The 17,752-nt window shown below is 64.2% G+C and carries 17 protein-coding genes; 7 read left to right on the top strand and 10 right to left on the bottom strand.

Translation table 11 applies throughout. The features are described from left to right. Both glyS and PGX04_RS28920 read right to left on the bottom strand, forming a co-directional pair. A partial coding sequence (gene glyS, locus PGX04_RS28925; protein ID WP_273741648.1) for a glycine--tRNA ligase occupies window positions 1-1,719 on the bottom strand: 1,719 nt, incomplete at its 3' end. Next, window positions 1,712-2,566, bottom strand: a complete 855-nt coding sequence (locus PGX04_RS28920; protein ID WP_273741647.1) for a CBS domain-containing protein — start codon at window positions 2,564-2,566, stop codon at window positions 1,712-1,714. The genes glyS and PGX04_RS28920, both read right to left, overlap by 8 nt. A gap of 133 nt (window positions 2,567-2,699) precedes the next feature. Here PGX04_RS28920 and PGX04_RS28915 point away from each other — a divergent pair, with 133 nt between their 5' ends. Then, a complete protein-coding gene (locus PGX04_RS28915; RefSeq protein ID WP_176548145.1) occupies window positions 2,700-2,861 on the top strand; it encodes a DUF7556 family protein in 162 nt (53 codons plus the stop codon). 18 nt (window positions 2,862-2,879) lie between these two features. Here the strand turns inward: PGX04_RS28915 and merB are convergent, their stop codons facing one another. Then, window positions 2,880-3,533: an organomercurial lyase gene (gene merB / locus PGX04_RS28910; protein ID WP_273741646.1), complete on the bottom strand. Its 654-nt coding sequence runs from the start codon at window positions 3,531-3,533 to the stop codon at window positions 2,880-2,882. 76 nt (window positions 3,534-3,609) lie between these two features. Between merB and PGX04_RS28905 the strand changes: the two genes are divergently transcribed. Then, a complete protein-coding gene (locus tag PGX04_RS28905) occupies window positions 3,610-3,966 on the top strand; it encodes a winged helix-turn-helix transcriptional regulator (RefSeq protein ID WP_273741645.1) in 357 nt (118 codons plus the stop codon). A 194-nt stretch (window positions 3,967-4,160) separates the two neighbouring features. On the opposite strand, the gene PGX04_RS28900 is transcribed toward PGX04_RS28905, so the two are convergent. The 6 genes from PGX04_RS28900 to PGX04_RS28875 all read right to left on the bottom strand — a co-directional run bounded on the left by PGX04_RS28900 (window position 4,161) and on the right by PGX04_RS28875 (window position 10,725). Then, window positions 4,161-4,316: a hypothetical protein gene (locus PGX04_RS28900; protein ID WP_273741644.1), complete on the bottom strand. Its 156-nt coding sequence runs from the start codon at window positions 4,314-4,316 to the stop codon at window positions 4,161-4,163. Window positions 4,317-4,488: 172 nt separating this feature from the next. After that, a complete protein-coding gene (locus PGX04_RS28895; RefSeq protein ID WP_273741643.1) occupies window positions 4,489-5,823 on the bottom strand; it encodes an ABC transporter ATP-binding protein in 1,335 nt (444 codons plus the stop codon). Continuing rightward, a complete protein-coding gene (locus tag PGX04_RS28890; protein WP_273741642.1) occupies window positions 5,816-6,988 on the bottom strand; it encodes an ABC transporter ATP-binding protein in 1,173 nt (390 codons plus the stop codon). The genes PGX04_RS28895 and PGX04_RS28890 overlap by 8 nt, the downstream gene beginning before the upstream one ends. Window positions 6,989-6,990: 2 nt before the next feature. Next, window positions 6,991-8,025, bottom strand: a complete 1,035-nt coding sequence (locus PGX04_RS28885) for an ABC transporter permease (protein WP_273741641.1) — start codon at window positions 8,023-8,025, stop codon at window positions 6,991-6,993. 2 nt (window positions 8,026-8,027) lie between these two features. Then, window positions 8,028-9,029 carry an ABC transporter permease gene (locus PGX04_RS28880; protein WP_273741640.1) on the bottom strand — a complete coding sequence of 334 codons (1,002 nt, stop codon included), beginning with the start codon at window positions 9,027-9,029 and terminating at the stop codon, window positions 8,028-8,030. Window positions 9,030-9,141: 112 nt separating this feature from the next. Continuing rightward, window positions 9,142-10,725 carry an ABC transporter substrate-binding protein gene (locus PGX04_RS28875; RefSeq protein ID WP_273741639.1) on the bottom strand — a complete coding sequence of 528 codons (1,584 nt, stop codon included), beginning with the start codon at window positions 10,723-10,725 and terminating at the stop codon, window positions 9,142-9,144. 300 nt (window positions 10,726-11,025) lie between these two features. On the opposite strand from PGX04_RS28875, the gene PGX04_RS28870 reads away from it, so the two are divergent. Together PGX04_RS28870 and PGX04_RS28865 are read left to right on the top strand one after the other, a co-directional pair. Continuing rightward, the gene (locus tag PGX04_RS28870; RefSeq protein ID WP_273741637.1) at window positions 11,026-11,490 is read left to right on the top strand and encodes a PPC domain-containing DNA-binding protein; all 465 of its coding nucleotides are present in this window, start codon (window positions 11,026-11,028) and stop codon (window positions 11,488-11,490) included. 1 nt (window position 11,491) lies between these two features. Then, the gene (locus tag PGX04_RS28865) at window positions 11,492-15,160 is read left to right on the top strand and encodes a DNA polymerase II large subunit (protein WP_273741636.1); all 3,669 of its coding nucleotides are present in this window, start codon (window positions 11,492-11,494) and stop codon (window positions 15,158-15,160) included. A gap of 276 nt (window positions 15,161-15,436) precedes the next feature. On the opposite strand, the gene PGX04_RS28860 is transcribed toward PGX04_RS28865, so the two are convergent. Beyond that, the gene (locus PGX04_RS28860; protein WP_273741635.1) at window positions 15,437-16,348 is read right to left on the bottom strand and encodes an alpha/beta fold hydrolase; all 912 of its coding nucleotides are present in this window, start codon (window positions 16,346-16,348) and stop codon (window positions 15,437-15,439) included. A gap of 398 nt (window positions 16,349-16,746) precedes the next feature. Here PGX04_RS28860 and PGX04_RS28855 point away from each other — a divergent pair, with 398 nt between their 5' ends. From PGX04_RS28855 to PGX04_RS28845, 3 genes are all read left to right on the top strand, one after another. Further along, window positions 16,747-17,085, top strand: a complete 339-nt coding sequence (locus PGX04_RS28855) for a DUF7130 family rubredoxin-like protein (protein ID WP_273741634.1) — start codon at window positions 16,747-16,749, stop codon at window positions 17,083-17,085. Between the two features lie 106 nt (window positions 17,086-17,191). Next, window positions 17,192-17,485: a DUF7130 family rubredoxin-like protein gene (locus PGX04_RS28850; RefSeq protein WP_273741649.1), complete on the top strand. Its 294-nt coding sequence runs from the start codon at window positions 17,192-17,194 to the stop codon at window positions 17,483-17,485. Between the two features lie 77 nt (window positions 17,486-17,562). Next, the coding region (locus PGX04_RS28845; RefSeq protein WP_273741633.1) for a ketopantoate reductase family protein at window positions 17,563-17,752 on the top strand (190 nt) is incomplete at its 3' end.

Below are 17,752 nucleotides of genomic sequence, written 5' to 3'. Positions count from 1 at the left end.
CTCGCCGGCGTTCGCTCGCGGGGTGTCCCCGTTCGCGTCACCCGAGGCGCGTTGCGCCTCGCTCTCCTCGATGCTCTCGTAGTCCACCGTCACGCAAAACGGCGTGCCGACCTCGTCCTGACGACGGTAGCGCCGACCGATGTTCCCCGAGTCGTCGTAGGTGACCGACAGCCCCGCCTCGCGCAGGGCTTCGGCGACGTCTTTCGCTTCGGACTCGAGTTCGTCGTCGTTTTGCAGCGGGAAGACGCCGACGAACGTGGGTGCGACTTCCGGCTCGAGCTCGAGGAAGGTGCGCTCCTCGTCGGCGACCTCGTCCTCGCGATAGGCGTGGTGGAGGACGGTGTAAACGGTCCGGTCGACGCCGAAGGAGGGTTCGACGACGTGGGGGGTGACGTGCTCACCCGCTTCGGTCTGCTCCTCGACCGTGAAACCGGTCTTTGCGACGGGAATCTCGCGGGTCTCGCCCTCGAGGTCGATTTCGATCGTATCGCCGTCGAACGCGGACCGGTCGCGCGCGGCGAGGTCCTCGAGTTTCTGGACGACCGCTTGCGCGTCACCGCCGAACTCCGGTCCCAGATAGCTCATGTCGGGATCGACCGTGGCGCGCTCGACGGTCCTGGGTTCGTCGTACTGCCGGAAGATCGTGAATCGGTCGCCGGAGTGTTCGGCGTGCTTCGAGAGGTCGTAGTTGCCCCGGTGGGCGAAACCGGCCATCTCGATCCAGTTGCCATCTATTTCGCTTTCGGCGTCCCAGCAGTCGCTGGCGTAGTGGGCCCGCTCGCCCGCGAGGTGTTGGCGGAACCGAAACCGGTCCATATCGACGCCGACCGATTCGTACCACGGCTTCGCGACGCCGAGGAAGTACGCGACCCACTGGTCGGTGATAATGCCCTCGTCGACGGCGTCGCCGATCGTCGTCTCGAAGGCCTCGCCGTCTTCGGCGTTCTGTTCGCTGGCCGGGTACAGCATGACCTCGACGTCCTCGACGCTCGAGAGATCCGGTTCGTCGGCCTCGGGATCGACGAAGTACTCGAGTTCGGCCTGTGTAAACTCACGCGTGCGGATGATCGAGCGGCGAGGGCTGATCTCGTTGCGGTAGGCGCGGCCGATCTGGGTCACGCCGAAGGGGAGCTGGTTGCGCGCGTACTCTTTGAGGCGGGGAAATTCGACGAAGATTCCCTGTGCCGTCTCGGGACGCAGGTAGCCCGGCTGCGAGTCGCCGGGGCCGATGTTCGTCGCGAACATGAGGTTGAAGGCTTCGACGGCCTGACCCGCCAGCCCCGCGCCGCAGTTCGGACAGACGAGTTCGTACTCGGCGATGACGTCCTCGACTTCGGGAATGGGGAGGCTCTCGGCGTCCTCGTACTCCGTGTTGTCCTCGACGACGTGGTCCGCGCGGTGGCTCTCGCCACACTCGGGACACTCGACGAGCATGTCGTCGAAGCCATCGAGGTGGCCCGACGCCTCGAAGACGGGTTCGGGCATGATCGTCGGCGCGTCGATCTCCATGTTTCCCTCGGCGAGCGCGAAGCGGTCGCGCCAGGCGTCCTCGACGTTGCTCTTCAGGGCCGCGCCCTGCGGACCGAACGTGTAGAAGCCGCCGACGCCGCCGTACGCGCCCGAGGACTGGAAGAAGTAGCCCCGCCGTTTGGCCAGTTCGACCAGTTTCTCGCTCGTCGGTTCCTCGGCGCTTTCGTTTGCGCCGTCCCGGTCACTCATATAGCGCCTCCAGGAGATCGACGTCACAGACGATGCCGGCGAGGTCTTCGCCCGTGACCATCGGAATCTGTTCGATATCGTTGCTGATCATCCGCTGTGCGGCCTCCTGAATCGTCGTCTGGCTCGAGACCATCACGACGTCGTCGCTCATGAACCCTCGGACCGGCCCCGTCGGAATCTCGATGTCCCGCGTGGGGAGATAGCGGCTGCCGACGGCCTTGATCCCCTCCCAGGACCAGTCGTCGTCCTGATCGCCGAAGTTGTCGCCCGTCTCCTCTTCGCCCTCGACGATCCGGGCGACTTCGATGATGTCGACTTCCGTGAGGACGCCGTTCATCCGGCCCTCGTCGTCCAGCGCGATCGTGTAGGGGACGTTCGCGTAGGAGAGTTCCCGCTCGGCGACGGGGAGGGGTGCGCCCTCGTAGGTCGTGTTCACGTTCTCGCTGGCGTGGGACTCGACGGTGCCGTCGGTCTCCTGATCGCCCGTCGCGATCGCGTGAATGACGTCCGTCACCGTGACGATTCCCTCGAACTGTCCGTCGACGACCGGGACGCGGCGCGCGCCCGCCTCGACCATCGTTCGCGCGACGTCCGCGAGGCTCGTCCCGGCGGTCGTCGTCGGCACGTCCTCGTTCATCAGGATGACCAGCTGGTCCTCATCCGGCCGTTCGATCAGCGTCTCACGCGAGATCAGACCCCGGTACTCGAGCCCGTCGTCGGTCTCCTCGACGACCGGCACGGACGAAAACGACTGTTCTTGCAGGTACTCGAGCACGTCGGTTCGGGTACCGGGAAGGTCGACGGTTACCACGTCCTCGCGGGGCGTCATCGCGTCGGCTATGTTCATATCTCCCCGGTACGGCGAAAATAAGTATAAACCCAGTGTTTCAGACCCCGGAACTCGTCCGATTTCCGATCAGTATCTCGAACGGACAGTCAGATTCGATGAGTTTATATATCGGTGGTTGTCACTCACTAACATGGCGACGAACCCCCACGCCATGACGTCCGACGACACCATCGTCGGTTCGATCGATTCGACGGCCGCGAGCGACGAGTACGTTATCGCGGATATCTCCGCGGACGGTGCCTGGCTTTCCATGCAGGCGGACGACGCACCGACGCTTCCGGCCTGGCGATAACTGGGGTGGGAAATGGGATTAGTCGTCGACGAGACCGGTCGCGACCCCCGTCGCGGCCGATAGCGGCATACCGACGGTTGCGACTGGCGTCTGCGCTGCCCACTGTTCGTACGCACTCCGAGTCGGAAACGCAATGACTGCTGGACAGATCGAAGTATAGGCATCCTCGAGCGTCGGTTCGGCGTTCATCGCCGCCGAGCCGTCGGTCGCGACGCCGAAGGAGACGACCGCCGTTGACGGCGTCGCTGTCACGTCGCCGTCGCCGGTCGCTCGAGCCTCGATAACCGACCCGTCCGGGCTCTCGGTGCGAATCTCGACCGGTTCAGACGCCAGCTCGGCGAGTGCGACCGCGTCGTAGAAACACTGGAAGTCGTAGCGGGTGCCGTCCAGTTCGCCCCAGTGGCCCGTCTCCTCGTCGGCGTGACAGAGGTCAGCGGTATCGATCGAGCCGCCCCCGGTTCGCTCTCGAAGCTCTGTGACCCACTCCGCGAGGGTGGTGATCGACGCGTCCCCGAAGAACCGCTCCATCGCCGTCTGGACGTCGACGGGGAGGGGTGTCTCCATCACGGCCGTCTCGCCGAGCCAGCGATCGACCGACGGCTGGTCCTCACTCTTCGTCTCCTTCGATTGGCTATCGACTGTCCCGCAACACGCGCAGGTTTTCTCCGTCATACACCGATACTTCGATTCGCGAAGTACTTGTACTGTCGAGTCCGAAGTAGTGGAGTAACTGCGGTGATCGAAAGCTATGGCCGAGACCGTTGACGACCGACCCGAACCGCCCGATTCGCCCTGTGACATCGACTGTTACTGCCGACTCGACGGGCTGATGGAACTGCTCAGCCGCCGGTACGCGATGCAGCTGATCTGCGTCGTCGGTGCGATCGGGCCGGCGCGATACGGCGAGATCGAGGACGCGTTCGACGACGTGAGCAGTTCGACGCTCTCGAGCCGGCTCGACGAGCTGGTCGATGCCGACTACCTCGACCGGGAGCAGTACGCCGAGATTCCGCCGCGCGTCGAGTACGACCTCACCGACGACGGCGACGAACTCTGCCGGCGACTCCAGCCGCTCCTCGAGTGGGCCGCCGACAGGGAACGGTGAACTCCGCTGGTATCCCGCGTGGCCAGTTGCACATCGGAGAACAGGATCGCTATGTCGAGCATCCGTCGTCGGTGTTCGACTGAGTCGGGTGATCGCTCGCAGCGTCGTCGGTTTCGGAGGGGACACCCGATCGTTTCGGTGCCGGATCCGCACACCGGTATCCGTACCGAGAGATCACTACCGGAGTATCGGGACTACCCCGTCAGAAACCCGCCCGGCGAAACCTGCGTCTCGGGACGGCCGTCCTCGCTCGTCTGGACGCCCGAGAACGACGGCGAGTGTTCGATCGTTCGCTGTACCTTTGCGCCGGCTTTCGTGTGCGTTGCCAGAATGGCGAGTATCTTACTCATACACGAGTTAATAGTTGCGTCAATCCTTTAAGCATTATTGCGATGATCGACCGTGTTGGATGATCGCCGCTCGAGCTATTAGTGAAGGACTCTCACGGTTGCGTTGCGTCTCGAGACTCGTCCCCGAACGCCGATAGAACCGTTCAGAGGCGACTTGAGCGCGTCTCGGCCGTCACCGGTGCAGGTGACAGGCCGCCAGATGCTCCCCGTCGCCGTACTCGGCCTCGAGTTCGTACGCCGGCCGCTCGCGGGCGCAGATGCTCCGCTCGGCGAAGGACTCGAGCAGCAGCTCCGTCGCCGCCTCCCAGTGATCCGTTTCATCGTCGACCCCGTCACCTGCCTCGCGATCGGCCGCGACGAGGTCGATCGCCGCTTCGACGATCGATCCCGCCTCGCCTCGCGGTAGGCTGCCATCGAAGAACTCGGTCCGTATCTCGGCGGCGGGCATCGGTTCGAACGTCCGTCGCTTGACCGCCCGCATGAACGCTCGCGTCCGCTCCCACTCCCCGTCGCCCCAGTCGTACTCGTCGGGCGCGATCAGGCGCGGACAGCGCGTGCGGAACCGGCAGCCAGAAGGCGGATCGACCGGACTCGGTACCTCTCCCTCGAGCACGCCGCGCGCACCGTTCTCCCGCGGATCGGGAACGGGAATCGACTCGAGCAACGCGCGGGTGTAGGGATGTTGGGGGTTCTCGAACAGTTCCTCTTTCTCCGCCAACTCGACGATGTGACCGAGGTACATCACCGCCACGCGGTCGCTGATGTGACGAATTACCGAGAGGTCGTGGGCGATGAAGAGGAAGGTAAGGCCGAACTCCTCTTGAAGTTCTTCCATCGTATTCAATACCTGCGCCTGAATGGAGACATCCAGCGCGGAGACGGGCTCGTCGCAGACGACGAAATCGGGATCGACCGACAGCGCTCGCGCGAGGTTGATGCGCTGACGCTGCCCGCCGGAGAACGCGTGGGGGAACCGGTTGTAGTGACGCGGATCGAGCCCGACCTTCTCGAGGAGGTGCTTCGCCCGCGCTTCTCGCCCTTCGTCGTCCAACATGTCGTGGGCCCCCATCGGCTCTTCGATGATCTGGCCGACCTTCATCCGCGGGTCGAGCGAGGACTGGGGGTCCTGAAAGATCATCTGCATGTCCGAGCGCGTCCGTCGCAACTCTTCGCCGCCGAGGTCAGCCAGGTTCTCCCCCTTGAAGTAGATATCTCCGTCCGTGGGCTCGAGCAGGCGCAGGACCGTCCGCCCGAGCGTGCTCTTGCCGCAGCCGGACTCGCCGACGAGCCCGAGCGTCTCGCCGGGTTGGATTTCGAGGGAGACGTCGTCGACCGCCTTCACGGTCTCCCGGTCGACGCTGATCGGCGGAAACTGACTCGGATCGAACTCCACGCCCGCCAGTAGTCCCGACTCCTGCGCGAAGTACTTCGTGACGCCCTCGAGTTCGAGCAGCGTCTCCTCCCCGTCGTAGCCGCTCTCCTCGTCCAGCCGGATGCCGCTACTCACGACTCTCACCTCCGCTCTCGTCGCTGGCCGGGTTCGGTGCGAGCGATTCCGGCTCGTCGACGTCTCCGGCCGCCGCCGTCCGATCGGTCCCCGCCGCCCCCTCGAGCGGCGGGCTCTCGTCGTAGCCGACGTCGAAGGCGTCGTGTTTCACGCAGGCCGCCCGATGGGGTTCGCCGTCGGCGTCGGCGACTCTCTTCGCGTCGGGATGAACCCGCTTGCACACCGCTCGCGCGTCGGGACAGCGCGGATGGAACCGACAGCCCGACGGCGGGTTGATCGCTTCGGGCATCACCCCCTCGATCGCCTCGAGTTCGTCGACGGTTCGATCGGGCCGGGGAATCGAATCCAGTAGGGCGTTCGTGTAGGGGTGTTTCGTGTCGTAGAACAGCTCGTCGACCGGCGCTTGCTCGACGATTTCGCCGAGGTACATGACGTTCACGCGGTCGCAGATCTCGGCGACGACGCCGAGGTCGTGCGTGACCCAGAGGAAGCTCGTCCCGTACTTCGCCTGGAGGTCGTCGACGAGGTCGATGATCTGTCCCTCGACGGTGACGTCCAGGGCCGTCGTCGGTTCGTCGGCGATGATGAGGCTGGGTTCGCAGGCCAGCGCCATCGCGATGAGTACGCGCTGGCGCATTCCGCCGGAGAACTGGTGAGGGTACTCCTCGTAGCGCTGTTCGGGGTCGGGGATGCCGACTTCCCGGAGCATGTCGATCGCTTCCGCCTTCGCCTCGTCTTCGGAGAGTCCGCGGTTGAGTTCGATGAACTCCCGGAGCTGTCCGCCGACGGTGAAGACGGGATTGAGTGACTCCATCGGGTCCTGGAAGATGACGGCGATCTCGTTCCCCCGGATCCGGGTCCGGATCTCCTCGTTCGAGAGCATCTCGTCGCGCTCTCGACGCTCGCCGTCGGGCCCCTCTTCGAAGCCCACGATGGTCTCGCCCTTGTAGGTGATTTCGCCGCCGACGATCTCGCCTGGGTTTTCGACGAGCCGCAAGAGACTCATCGAGGCGACCGATTTGCCGGCGCCGCTCTCGCCGACGAGGCCGACGATCTCGCCCTCGCGGACCGTAAAGGAGATGCCGTCGACGGCGCGTACTGTACCTGCGTCCGTGAAGAACTGCGTCTCGAGATTCTCGACGCGAAGTAGTGGTTCGGTGCTCATTGTCAGTCGTCGATTCGGGGGTCGAGGGCGTCCTGCAGGCCGTCGCCGAACAGGTTGAAGCCCATGATGGTGATCATGATTGCGATGCCGGGCCAGATCGAGAGCCAGACGTTCGAGTGCATGTAGCCGTGCGAGATATTGAGCATCTGGCCCCAGTCGGGGGTCGGCGGCTGTGCGCCGTAGCCCAAAAAGGAGAGGCCGGCGACGATGAGGATCGTCACGCCGATCTGGAGCGTCGCGTACACCAGCACCGGCGCGAAGCTGTTCGGCACGACGTGTCGCATGATGATGTTGCGATCCTTCACGCCGGCCGCTCGAGCGGCTTCGATGTAATCCATCTCGCGGATGCTCAGCACCCGACTCCGGATGATTCGGGCGAAGACAGGGATGAACGCGATTCCGACGCCGAGTACGGCGTACCAGATGTTCGCACCGCCGACGAAGACGGTGAAGACGATGATGAGGATTAGTGGCGGAATCGAGTAGACCGTCTCGACCATCCGCATCAGGACGTCATCGATCTTGCCGCCATAGTAGCCGGCGACGGCACCGATGATCGTCCCGCCAGTCAGCCCGATGAACGTCGAGACGAGCCCGACGAACACCGACACCTGCGTTCCGTAGACGATTCTGGTGAAGTAGTCCCGGCCAGTGTGATCTGTTCCCAGCGGGTGTTCGATGGTGCCGCCGGCCGGGAGCGGGTTCCACGACTGCTCGGCCAGCGGGAAGTACGGCGGCATGTGCTGCGTTCCCTCGCCCGGCGGCGGGATGTGCGTTGGGTGGTCGAAGATCGGCAACAGCTGCGCGAACGTGTAATCCGACGCGAACCCGAAGGTGAGCCGCGAGAGGTTGCTGTCCACCACGGCGTACACCGCAACGAACAGCACGACCGTCACGATGTACAGTCCCCAGCGGGCCGTCGTGTCCTGTTTAATTCGCGCCACGGTATAGCGCCAGCCGACGCGGGCCTCGACCGACTCTTCGTCCTCGGACGCCGGTTCCCGGCCGCTCTCGAACTGGGATTCACTGACTGCCATGGTTACTCCTTCTCACCGTAGGTGACTCGCGGGTCGACGTACGCGTACGAGATGTCGGTGATGATGACGCCGAGCACGAACAGGAAGCCGAGCATCATCGTAATTCCCATCACGAGCTGGTAGTCGTTCGTCGAGATCGCGTTGATGAACAGTCGTCCCATACCGTTGATGTTGAACACCGTCTCGACCAGCACCGCGCCGCCGATAGCCGTCGACAGGTTGAGGCCGACGATGGTGATGATCGGCAGTTGGGCCACCTGAAAGGCGTGCTTTCGCAGGATCGTCTGCTCGGGCACGCCGTACGCGCGAGCCAGTTTGACGTATTCGCCCTGCAGCGACTCGATCATCTGCGTGCGCTCGACGCGCATGATCGTCGCCATCTGTAACGTTCCCAGCGCGATCATCGGCAACAGCAGGTGTCTCGCCGACTCGTAGTACAGCTCGAGGTGGTCGTCGATACCCGGATAGGAACTGGGCGGTCGCCACGGGTAAACAAGCCCGCTCGAGGGGAGCCAACCGAGCTTGACCGCGAAGATCAGGATCAGAACGATCCCGATCCAGAACGACGGGGTGCTGACGCCGACGAGTGCGGCGATCCGCGAGGCGTGATCGGTGGGTTCGTTGCGCCGGTCGGCGGCCACGATGCCGAGCGGAATCGCCGTCACCAGCGCGAACGCGTACGCCGAGAGGACTAACAGGAGCGTCGGTCCGATCCGATCCATCATCAGCGCGGCGACCGGTCGCTGGTAGTGGATGCTCTGGCCGAGATCTCCCTCGAGAAGGCCGGCCATGTACGTTACGTACCGTTCGTGTAGCGGTCTGTCGAGTCCGTATCGCCGTTCGATCGCTCTGACCAGTTCCTCGCTGTGTTCTTGCCCCTGTAACATGAGGCTGACCGGATCGCCCGGGCCGAGGTTCGCGAGCAGGAACGTGATGACGGAGATCCCGATCAGGACGGGGATCGCCTGCAAGAGCCTGTATATGCTGTATTTGAGTAGCTTCATTGGTTCGCGAGTCGGTCTGTTCGCTCGTCGATCCACCCTGACTCGATGCCGCTGCCACCGGACCGGCGGGTGACGTCGTTCCCCGCCGGCCCAGGCACCGCTGTCCGTCTACTCACTCCATCGACACGTTCGTGTAGTCCGCGACGAGGGTTGGGTTTCTCGTCACCTCCGGGTGAGCCTGGAGATCTTGGACGTAGTCTCGAGAGGCCATCGTGTTGTCCTGCGTGAACGCGGGCAGCGCGGGGAGCTGTTCGACGATCTCCCGGATGACGGGCTCGTAGAGGTCGTAGCGCGCCTCCTGATCGGCCGAGTTACGCCCCTCGGCGATCGCGTCGTGGAACCCGTCGCTGCCCCCGTAGTAGTGGCCCTGATTCGTTCCAGCCTGACTCTCGTGGAAGAGCGGATAGAGGTAGTAGTCCGGATCGGGTCCGCCGGTCCAGCCCAGCAGGTACATCTGGTAGTCGTCGGCGCTCCCGCTGGTGTATGTGTCGACCAGGGTCGCGAAGTCCAGTACCTGCACGTCGGCCCCGTAGCCGATCTCGTCCAGCCGAGTGGCGATTCGCTCAGCCAGTTGAGCCCGGATCCCCTCGGGCGTGATGATCGTCGGCGTGAAGCCATCGGGCGCGTGCTCGTCGAGCAGCGACTGAGCTTGATCCGGGTCGTACTCCGGCAGCAGATCCTGATACTCGTCTTCCGGGAACTCCCAGACATCGTTGACGACCGGCGGAATCGGGCTGTACATCGGCGAGTTCACGTTCGCGCCGTTGGACTCGATGAAGTCCTGCATCGAGAACGAGTGGGCGATGGCCCGTCGCACCTCGGGGCTGGTCGTCGGCCCCTCGTTACAGTTGAACGCCATGTACATGAACGTCGGACTCTCCTCCGAGTGCAGATTCACGCCGTCCTCGCCCTCGAGAACGTCCCAGTCGTCGTTGGGGATGCCTGCGATGACGTCCGTGTTCGACGCCCGAATGTCGGAGACGCGACCCGCCGGGTCTTCGTGGGCCTCGAAGCGGACTCGCTCGAGGTTCGGCTCGAGGTCGTCCCAGTAGTCGTCCCACCGTTCGATCTCGACGTACTCGTTCTCCTGCAGTTCGGCGAAGGTGAACGGCCCGGAGCCGACCGGATCGCTGTTGAACGCGTCGCGGTCGTCGGTCCGGACGCTCTCGGGCACCACTGTCACGCCCATCGTCGCGAGTTCGAACGGCCCGTAGGGGTCCTCCCCGAGGTCGACCTGGAGCTGATAGTCGTCGATGACCTCGGTGCTCTCGATCATGTCGTACTCCGAGGCGTTCTCCGTCTCCTCTTCGACCGGGGCGGTAAAGGAGTGAGCAACGTCCGACGCCGTCACGTCGTCGCCGTTGTGGAACTCGGCCGTCTCCTCGATCTCGAAGATGTACCGCGTGCCGTCGCGCTCGACGGTCGGTTCGCCCGTCGCGAGCTTCGGCTGTAACTCGAGGCCTTCGTTGTACTCGTAAAGCCCGTCGAAGACGAGCTGAATCACCTGAAAGCTGTAGGCGTCGTTCGAGACGACGGGATCGAACTGTTCTTCGCGCGATTGTTCTTGTGTGAAATGGAACTGGTCCCCACCACCGTTGCCACCACCACCGATGCACCCTGCGATCGTTGCCGCGGAGACGGCGGCACCCGAAGCGAGGAGCCGTCGTCGCGTGAGGCTGGTCTGGTCTCGCACCATCTTGCTGTATGGTACCAATCTACCCATTTTAGTATCATCAGTCTAATGCATCCAAATCAGTTGTTACTGTGAATAATACATACAATACCAGTTTTATAGACCACGACACCTGTACATTATTGCTCTACAGTGTTCATTACTGCCGATCCGTTCAAGACAAATAATTTATGTGAACACCCTTTCTGTACGGCTCTATATTGAGCAATTGGTTTACACTATTCCACGCCAGTGAGTAACGACCTCGAGTGTAGCTGCATCCGACCGGAGGGCTTTTTCTCCCGGCCGTCACAGTAGTTGCGTATGAACTATCGCGCCGTCGAGACCACGGACGAGTACGTCGCCCGCCTCGAGACGGGTGCCGACTGGCGGGCCGAGATCGAGTCGCTCGCGGACACGGTTGACGCCGACGCCGCCTGGTTTACCGCGCTCGGCGCGGTCCAGGACGCCGAACTCTGGTTTTACGATCAGGACGAGTGCGAGTACTACCCGATCGAGTTCGACGAGCCGCTCGAGGTCGCCAGCTGCGTCGGGAACGTCTCCTGGCTGGACAGCGAGGAGCAACGCTCCTCGAGCAGTCGGACACCGTCCGACGATGGCGAACGGTTCGCCCACACCCACGCGGTCCTCTCGGACGACGAGGGAACCACCTACGCCGGCCACCTGAACGAGGCGTCCGTCTGGGCAGGCGAGGTTCACATGCGCGTCTTCGCAGAGCCCCTCGAGCGCGAGTACGACGACACCACCGAACTCGACCTCTGGCTCTAAGATGCGCACCGAAGACGAACAGTACTTTCAGGGGCTCGAGGATCAGCTCGAGGACGCCCTCGCCGTCGCCGAGCGGGCCAAGGAACGGGGCGGCGATCCGAAACCCGAAGTCGAGATCCCGGTCGCCAAGGACATGGCCGACCGCGTCGAGAACATCCTCGGCATCGACGGCGTCGCCGAACGCGTCCGCGAACTCGAGGGACAGATGAGCAGGGAGGAGGCCGCCCTCGAACTCGCCGAAGACTTCGCGGAGGGACGCGTCGGTGACTACGAGACGAACGCCGGTAAGATCGAGGGCGCGGTCCGCACCGCGGTCGCGCTCCTGACGGAGGGGGTCGTCGCCGCGCCCATCGAGGGGATCGACAGGGTCGAAATCCTCACGAACGACGACGGAACGGAGTTCGTCAACGTCTACTACGCCGGTCCGATTCGCTCCGCGGGCGGAACGGCACAGGCCCTCTCGGTGCTCGTCGCCGACTACACGCGCGCACTCGTGGGCATCGAACAGTACGACGCCCGTCAGGAGGAGGTCGAACGCTACGCCGAGGAGCTCGGCCTCTACGACAAGGAGACGGGACTGCAGTACTCCCCGAAAGACTCGGAGGCCAAATTCATCGCGAAGAACCTCCCGATCATGCTCGACGGGGAGGCCACCGGCGACGAGGAGGTCTCGGGCTTTCGCGACCTCGAGCGGGTCGACACCAACAGCGCCCGCGGCGGGATGTGTCTCGTCCTCGCCGAGGGGATCGCGCTGAAAGCACCGAAGATTCAGCGCTACACCCGCAATCTCGACGAGGTCGACTGGCCGTGGCTGCAGGACCTTATCGACGGCAACTATTACGACGACGATGGTGCGGAGGCGGACGCCGCGGGTGACGAATCTGGCGAGAGCAACGAGGACGACGAGGACGACGAGGGATCGGCCGAGACCGACCCGAACGAACCGGACGACGGCAGCGGCGACGCTCCCGGCGACGACTCCGAGGGCCCCCCGCGCGTGGAGACCTCCGAGAAGTTCCTCCGGGACCTGATCGCCGGCCGGCCCGTCTTCTCCCATCCGTGTTCGAAGGGCGGTTTTCGCCTCCGATACGGTCGGGCGCGCAATCACGGCTTCGCGACCGCCGGCGTCCACCCCGCTGCGATGCACCTCGTCGACGACTTCCTCGCGACGGGCACCCAGATCAAGACCGAACGTCCCGGCAAGGCTGCCGGAGTCGTTCCCGTCGACTCGCTGGAGGGGCCGACGGTCAGACTCGCCAACGGCGACGTCCGGCGGATCGACGACCCCGAGGACGCCCTCGAGATCAGAAACGGCGTCGAGGCGATCCTCGACCTCGGCGAGTACCTGGTCAACTACGGCGAGTTCGTCGAGAACAACCACCCGCTCGCCCCGGCCTCCTACACCTACGAGTGGTGGGTGCAGGACCTCGCAGCCGCCGGCGCGGACGTACAGGCGCTCGAGGACGACCCCCGAATCGACCTCGAGTTCCCCGACGCCGACGAAGCCCTCGAGTGGGCGATGGAGTACGACGCGCCGCTCCATCCCGAGTACACCGTCCTCTGGCACGACATCTCGGTCGACGCCTTCCGGACGCTCGCCGCGGCCGTCGCGGACGGCCGAGTCGAGGGCGACGTCGATGGTGACGCGACGCTCGTACTCGAATACACGGAGTCCGTTCGGGAGGCGCTCGAGACGATCGTCATCGAGCACCGGCAGCGCCCGGACGAGGACCGCATCGAGATCGACGGCTGGCGGCCGTTCGTCCGGACGCTGGGCTGTGAGCCGCGACGGGCGGTCGCCGACGGATCCGCGCTCGAGTCCGAATCCAGGAACAACGCGCAGGAGCCGATCGTCGACCTCGAGCGAACGTGGTCCGACGACGACCTCTCGGAGCGGGCGCGAACGTGGGGCCACGAGACCGAGGGCGACAACGCCATCGAGGCGGTCAACGAAGTCGCTCCCTTCCGGGTCCGCGAGCGGGCTCCGACCCGGATCGGCAACCGGATGGGCCGGCCGGAGAAATCCGAGAGCCGCGATCTGAGCCCGGCGGTCCACACCCTGTTCCCGATCGGCGAGGCCGGCGGCACGCAGCGCAACGTCGCCGACGCCGCTAAACACGCCGAGACGATGTCGGACACCCCCGGCGTCGTCGACGTCCAGATCGGTCGCCAGCGCTGTGAGTCCTGCGGGACGGAGACGTTCAAGAACCGCTGCCCGGACTGCAACGCCCGCACGACGCCGGACTACCGCTGTTACGACTGCGACGTTCAGGTCGACCCCGACGAGGCCGGTCGCGTCGAGTGTCCCCGCTGTGAGCGTCAGGCGACCTGCGTAGACACCCGCGAGATCGATATCCACGAGGAGTACCGCGACGCTCTCGAGTCGGTCGGCGAACGCGAGAACGCCTTCGAGATCCTCAAAGGCGTCAAGGGGCTCACCTCACAAACCAAGGTCCCCGAACCGATCGAGAAGGGAATCCTGCGCGCGAAACACGACGTTTCCACGTTCAAGGACGGCACCGTCCGCTACGATATGACCGACCTGCCAGTCACGGCCGTCCGCGCGAGCGAACTCGACGTCGACGTCGGCCAGCTGCAGGCGCTGGACTACGAGGAGGACATCCACGGCGAACCGCTCACCCACGAGGACCAGCTGGTCGAACTCCGCGTGCAGGACATCGTCCTCTCGAACGGCGCGGCCGAGCACATGTTGCAAACCGCCGACTTCATCGACGACCTGCTCGAGCAGTACTACGTCCTCGAGCCCTACTACGAGTTCGAGGACCGCCAGGACCTCGTGGGCGAACTCGTCTTCGGCATGGCACCCCACACGTCCGCGGCAACTGTCGGGAGAGTGATAGGGTTCACGAGCGCTGCAGTGGGATACGCTCATCCGTACTTTCACGCCGCGAAACGTCGGAATTGCGACGGTGATGAGGATTGCGTAATGCTGCTACTTGACGGTTTACTTAACTTTAGCAAATCCTTCCTCCCCGACCAACGAGGGGGGAAGATGGACGCACCCCTCGTCATGTCCTCCCGCATCGATCCCTCCGAGATCGACGACGAGGCCCACAACATGGACGTCGTCAGGCAGTACCCCCGCGACTTTTACCTCGCCACCCTCGAGCAGGCAGACCCGGAGGACGTCGACGTCGAAATCGCCGAGGACACGCTCGGCACCGATACCGAGTACACCGGCTTCGACCACACTCACGACACCACTAACATCGCGATGGGGCCCGACCTCTCGGCGTACAAGACGCTGGGCTCGATGATGGACAAGATGGACGCCCAGCTCGAGCTCTCGCGCAAGCTCGCGGCCGTCGACGAGACCGACGTCGCCGAGCGGGTTATCGAGTACCACTTCCTGCCGGACCTCATCGGGAACCTCCGGGCGTTCTCCCGACAGGAAACCCGCTGTCTCGACTGCGGCGAGAAGTTCCGCCGGATGCCCCTGACCGGCGACTGCCGGGAGTGCGGCGGCCGCGTCAACCTCACCGTCCACAAGGGCTCGGTGAACAAGTACATGCAGACGGCCATCCAGGTCGCCGACGAGTACGACTGCCGCCCCTACACGAAACAGCGCCTCGAGGTGCTCGAGAAGGCCCTCGAGAGCGTCTTCGAGAACGATAAGAACAAGCAGAGCGGGATCGAGGATTTCATGTAACGAAATTTTATTCTGCGGTCTGGCGCGCTCGCGACAGGATTCTCTGTCGCAAGCGCGCTGTCCCTCGATAAAATTTCGATCAAAAGCACTCCTCCTTCCTCTCCGTTCGTTTCACTCACGCCGAGTCAGTCGTCGGCCCGCTCGCTCACCCTTCGGGTTCGCTCGCGGTCGGTGTTTGGGCAACGGCCTGCCCTCCCCCGGGTCCCGCGCCCTCACATTCGTTCGGACGCGCTCCCGGCCAGATGGTGAATGACAACGGAGAAGAACGAGACGGCTCTAATCGCTGCTGACTCGAGTGACGCCGGGCATTCCGGCCTTGGTGTACTGCGGGGTGGGCACCCGCTGTGGGTCCGGCAGCCAGTTTCGAAGGCTCTCGTTGAACCGATCGGGTCGCTCTCGAGGCGTCCAGTGACCGCAGTCCTCGATCACGTCGAGTTCCGCGTTCGGAATCAGCGCCGCCGCTCGCTCCGACCACTCGAGGGGGACCAGCGGGTCATCCTCACCGTGGACGAGCAGCGTCGGCACCGACAGCGACTCGAGGTCGTCGACGAAGTTCGTCGCGACGCGGCCGCTGAAGGAGAGCTCGTTCTCCTGAAATTCCGTGAACGCCCGTATCGAGCCCGGCTCCATCAGTTTCTCCCTGACGTCGTCGACGAAGGGCTCGGGCAGTGCGTCGGCGTCCGCGACGAGCGAAGCGAGAACGCTTCGAACGCTTCGCGTACTCGTACTGGCGGCGATTTTTCCGAACTCGGTCATCCCGGGGATCTGCGAGAGGAACTTCCACTGGAGGGCGCTGGATAGTCGGTCACCGAGCCCGTAGCTGTCGACGAGCACGAGTCGCTCGACGCGGTCGGGGTTATCGAGCGCGTAGCCGAGCGCGACGCCGCCGCCCATCGAGATCCCGGCGAGCGAGACGCGCTCGAAGGGGAGCGTCTCGAGGAATCCCCCGAGGATATCGACGTACGTTTCGACGGTGTGCTCGACGTCTCCCGAACTGTTCCCGTACTCCGGCCAGTCGATCGCGTAGACCCGGTAGTCGTCGGCCAGCGCGTCGATCGCGTGTCGCCACGAGACGGTCGCGTCGTCGATCCCCGCGCCGTGGCAGAGGACGACGGGCGGGCCGCTCGTCCCCGCGCGCCGGTAGGCGATCCGACAGTCACCGATCGTCGCGACGCCGGTCCCGCTCATGATCGGATCACGGTATCCGTTCCAGGGCCCGCAACCGTATGAGGGATCGGATTGCACCTGATGGGTGCGTCCGCCGACCGCAGCGGATTCGGAGCGACTGGCCGTACAGGACTTCTGGTGTCGATTGATGCGATAGTAACCGGCGTTTTCCTCGATCCGCGCGACTCGAGGTCGTGTGAGCCGACGGCAACGCCACCGTCACGAAAACCAGATGTGAGACAAACTATCATCTCGCGTGTCTCTGTTCGGATGGTGTATATTGTTTTCTATTACCACGGATACAACTCACATGATTTGCTGCGATCTCGGCGTCCCGAGATCGTCCGCTTCACTCCCTCGAGCGGCCGCTCGCACAATGCGCGCTGTGACTTTATCGCCGTCGCCGGTAAGAATCGTTTATGGTCGAAACTGGCGAGACACCGACGAAGGAAGGCGACGAGGAGGCTCTCGAGGAGGTGCGGGAACTCGACTTCGGGCAGACGGTCTACGACGAGGACGGCAACGAGATCGGCCGTATTCGGGGCTTCGAACGGAGCGGCTTCTTCGTCACCACCCGCGAGGGTGCCGAGGCGATGAGCGTCGAGCACGCCCGGTCGGGGCAGTCGTTCGGCGAGGCGGAACTCATGTGGCGCTGCATGGAGTGTGGCGAAATGGGCGATATCGAGGGAGGGCTCCCCGACGAGTGTCCGAACTGCGGCACCGAACGCGAGGACCTGATGTACTGGACCGAAGACTGAATCGAACGCAGCCGAGCGCGGACGATCGCTGGCGGGACCGACCAATTCTGTATAGCATATATAGATTTATCCCGGCTCGAAACGTAGATTCGTGTCGGTGACTCACATGGCCGAAGAGCGATCACGACTGGGGTTCGGGACGACGGTTTACACCGACGACGGGACGGAGATCGGTCGAATTCGCGGTGTCGACGAGAACGGGCTCTACATCACGCTTCGGGACGGGATCGAGGGATTGAGCGTCGAACACGTGCGGTCGGGTCAGAAATTCGGTGAGGCCGAACTCATGTGGCGCTGCTGGGAGTGTGGCGAACTGGGGCGGCTCGACCACGACGTGCCCGACGAGTGCCCGAACTGCGGTGCCGACCGCGAGGACCTTTACTACTGGACCGAGGATTGAGCGCGGCTTCCGGAACCGCGAGCCGCGGCCGACCATCGGACGACATCGTTTTCACCCCACTCGTTCCACCTCGAGCCATGAACACCGTCGTCATCGGTGCGGGGAGCCTCGGCACCCTCGTCGGCGGCATCCTCGCGCACGAACACGATGTCACGCTCGTTGCGCGCGAAGACCACGTTCGCGCCGTCCGCGAGTCGGGACTGCGCCTCGAGGGTGTGATCGACGCTGCCCCGTCTCGCGTCTTCCCCGCAGCGACCACCGACGGGA

Source organism: Natrinema soli (genome assembly GCF_028618695.1).
This window is presented reverse-complemented; position numbering and strand designations above follow the sequence as displayed.

Bases quoted from the DNA above. Each gene is read 5' to 3' on its own strand.
- PGX04_RS28920 (WP_273741647.1), bottom strand. From the start codon at position 2,566: ATGAACATAGCCGACGCGATGACGCCCCGCGAGGACGTGGTAACCGTC.
- PGX04_RS28915 (WP_176548145.1), top strand. From the start codon at position 2,700: ATGGCGACGAACCCCCACGCCATGACGTCCGACGACACCATCGTCGGT.
- merB (WP_273741646.1), bottom strand. From the start codon at position 3,533: ATGACGGAGAAAACCTGCGCGTGTTGCGGGACAGTCGATAGCCAATCG.
- PGX04_RS28905 (WP_273741645.1), top strand. From the start codon at position 3,610: ATGGCCGAGACCGTTGACGACCGACCCGAACCGCCCGATTCGCCCTGT.
- PGX04_RS28900 (WP_273741644.1), bottom strand. From the start codon at position 4,316: ATGAGTAAGATACTCGCCATTCTGGCAACGCACACGAAAGCCGGCGCA.
- PGX04_RS28890 (WP_273741642.1), bottom strand. From the start codon at position 6,988: ATGAGCACCGAACCACTACTTCGCGTCGAGAATCTCGAGACGCAGTTC.
- PGX04_RS28885 (WP_273741641.1), bottom strand. From the start codon at position 8,025: ATGGCAGTCAGTGAATCCCAGTTCGAGAGCGGCCGGGAACCGGCGTCC.
- PGX04_RS28880 (WP_273741640.1), bottom strand. From the start codon at position 9,029: ATGAAGCTACTCAAATACAGCATATACAGGCTCTTGCAGGCGATCCCC.
- PGX04_RS28875 (WP_273741639.1), bottom strand. From the start codon at position 10,725: ATGGTGCGAGACCAGACCAGCCTCACGCGACGACGGCTCCTCGCTTCG.
- PGX04_RS28870 (WP_273741637.1), top strand. From the start codon at position 11,026: ATGAACTATCGCGCCGTCGAGACCACGGACGAGTACGTCGCCCGCCTC.
- PGX04_RS28865 (WP_273741636.1), top strand. From the start codon at position 11,492: ATGCGCACCGAAGACGAACAGTACTTTCAGGGGCTCGAGGATCAGCTC.
- PGX04_RS28860 (WP_273741635.1), bottom strand. From the start codon at position 16,348: ATGAGCGGGACCGGCGTCGCGACGATCGGTGACTGTCGGATCGCCTAC.
- PGX04_RS28855 (WP_273741634.1), top strand. From the start codon at position 16,747: ATGGTCGAAACTGGCGAGACACCGACGAAGGAAGGCGACGAGGAGGCT.
- PGX04_RS28850 (WP_273741649.1), top strand. From the start codon at position 17,192: ATGGCCGAAGAGCGATCACGACTGGGGTTCGGGACGACGGTTTACACC.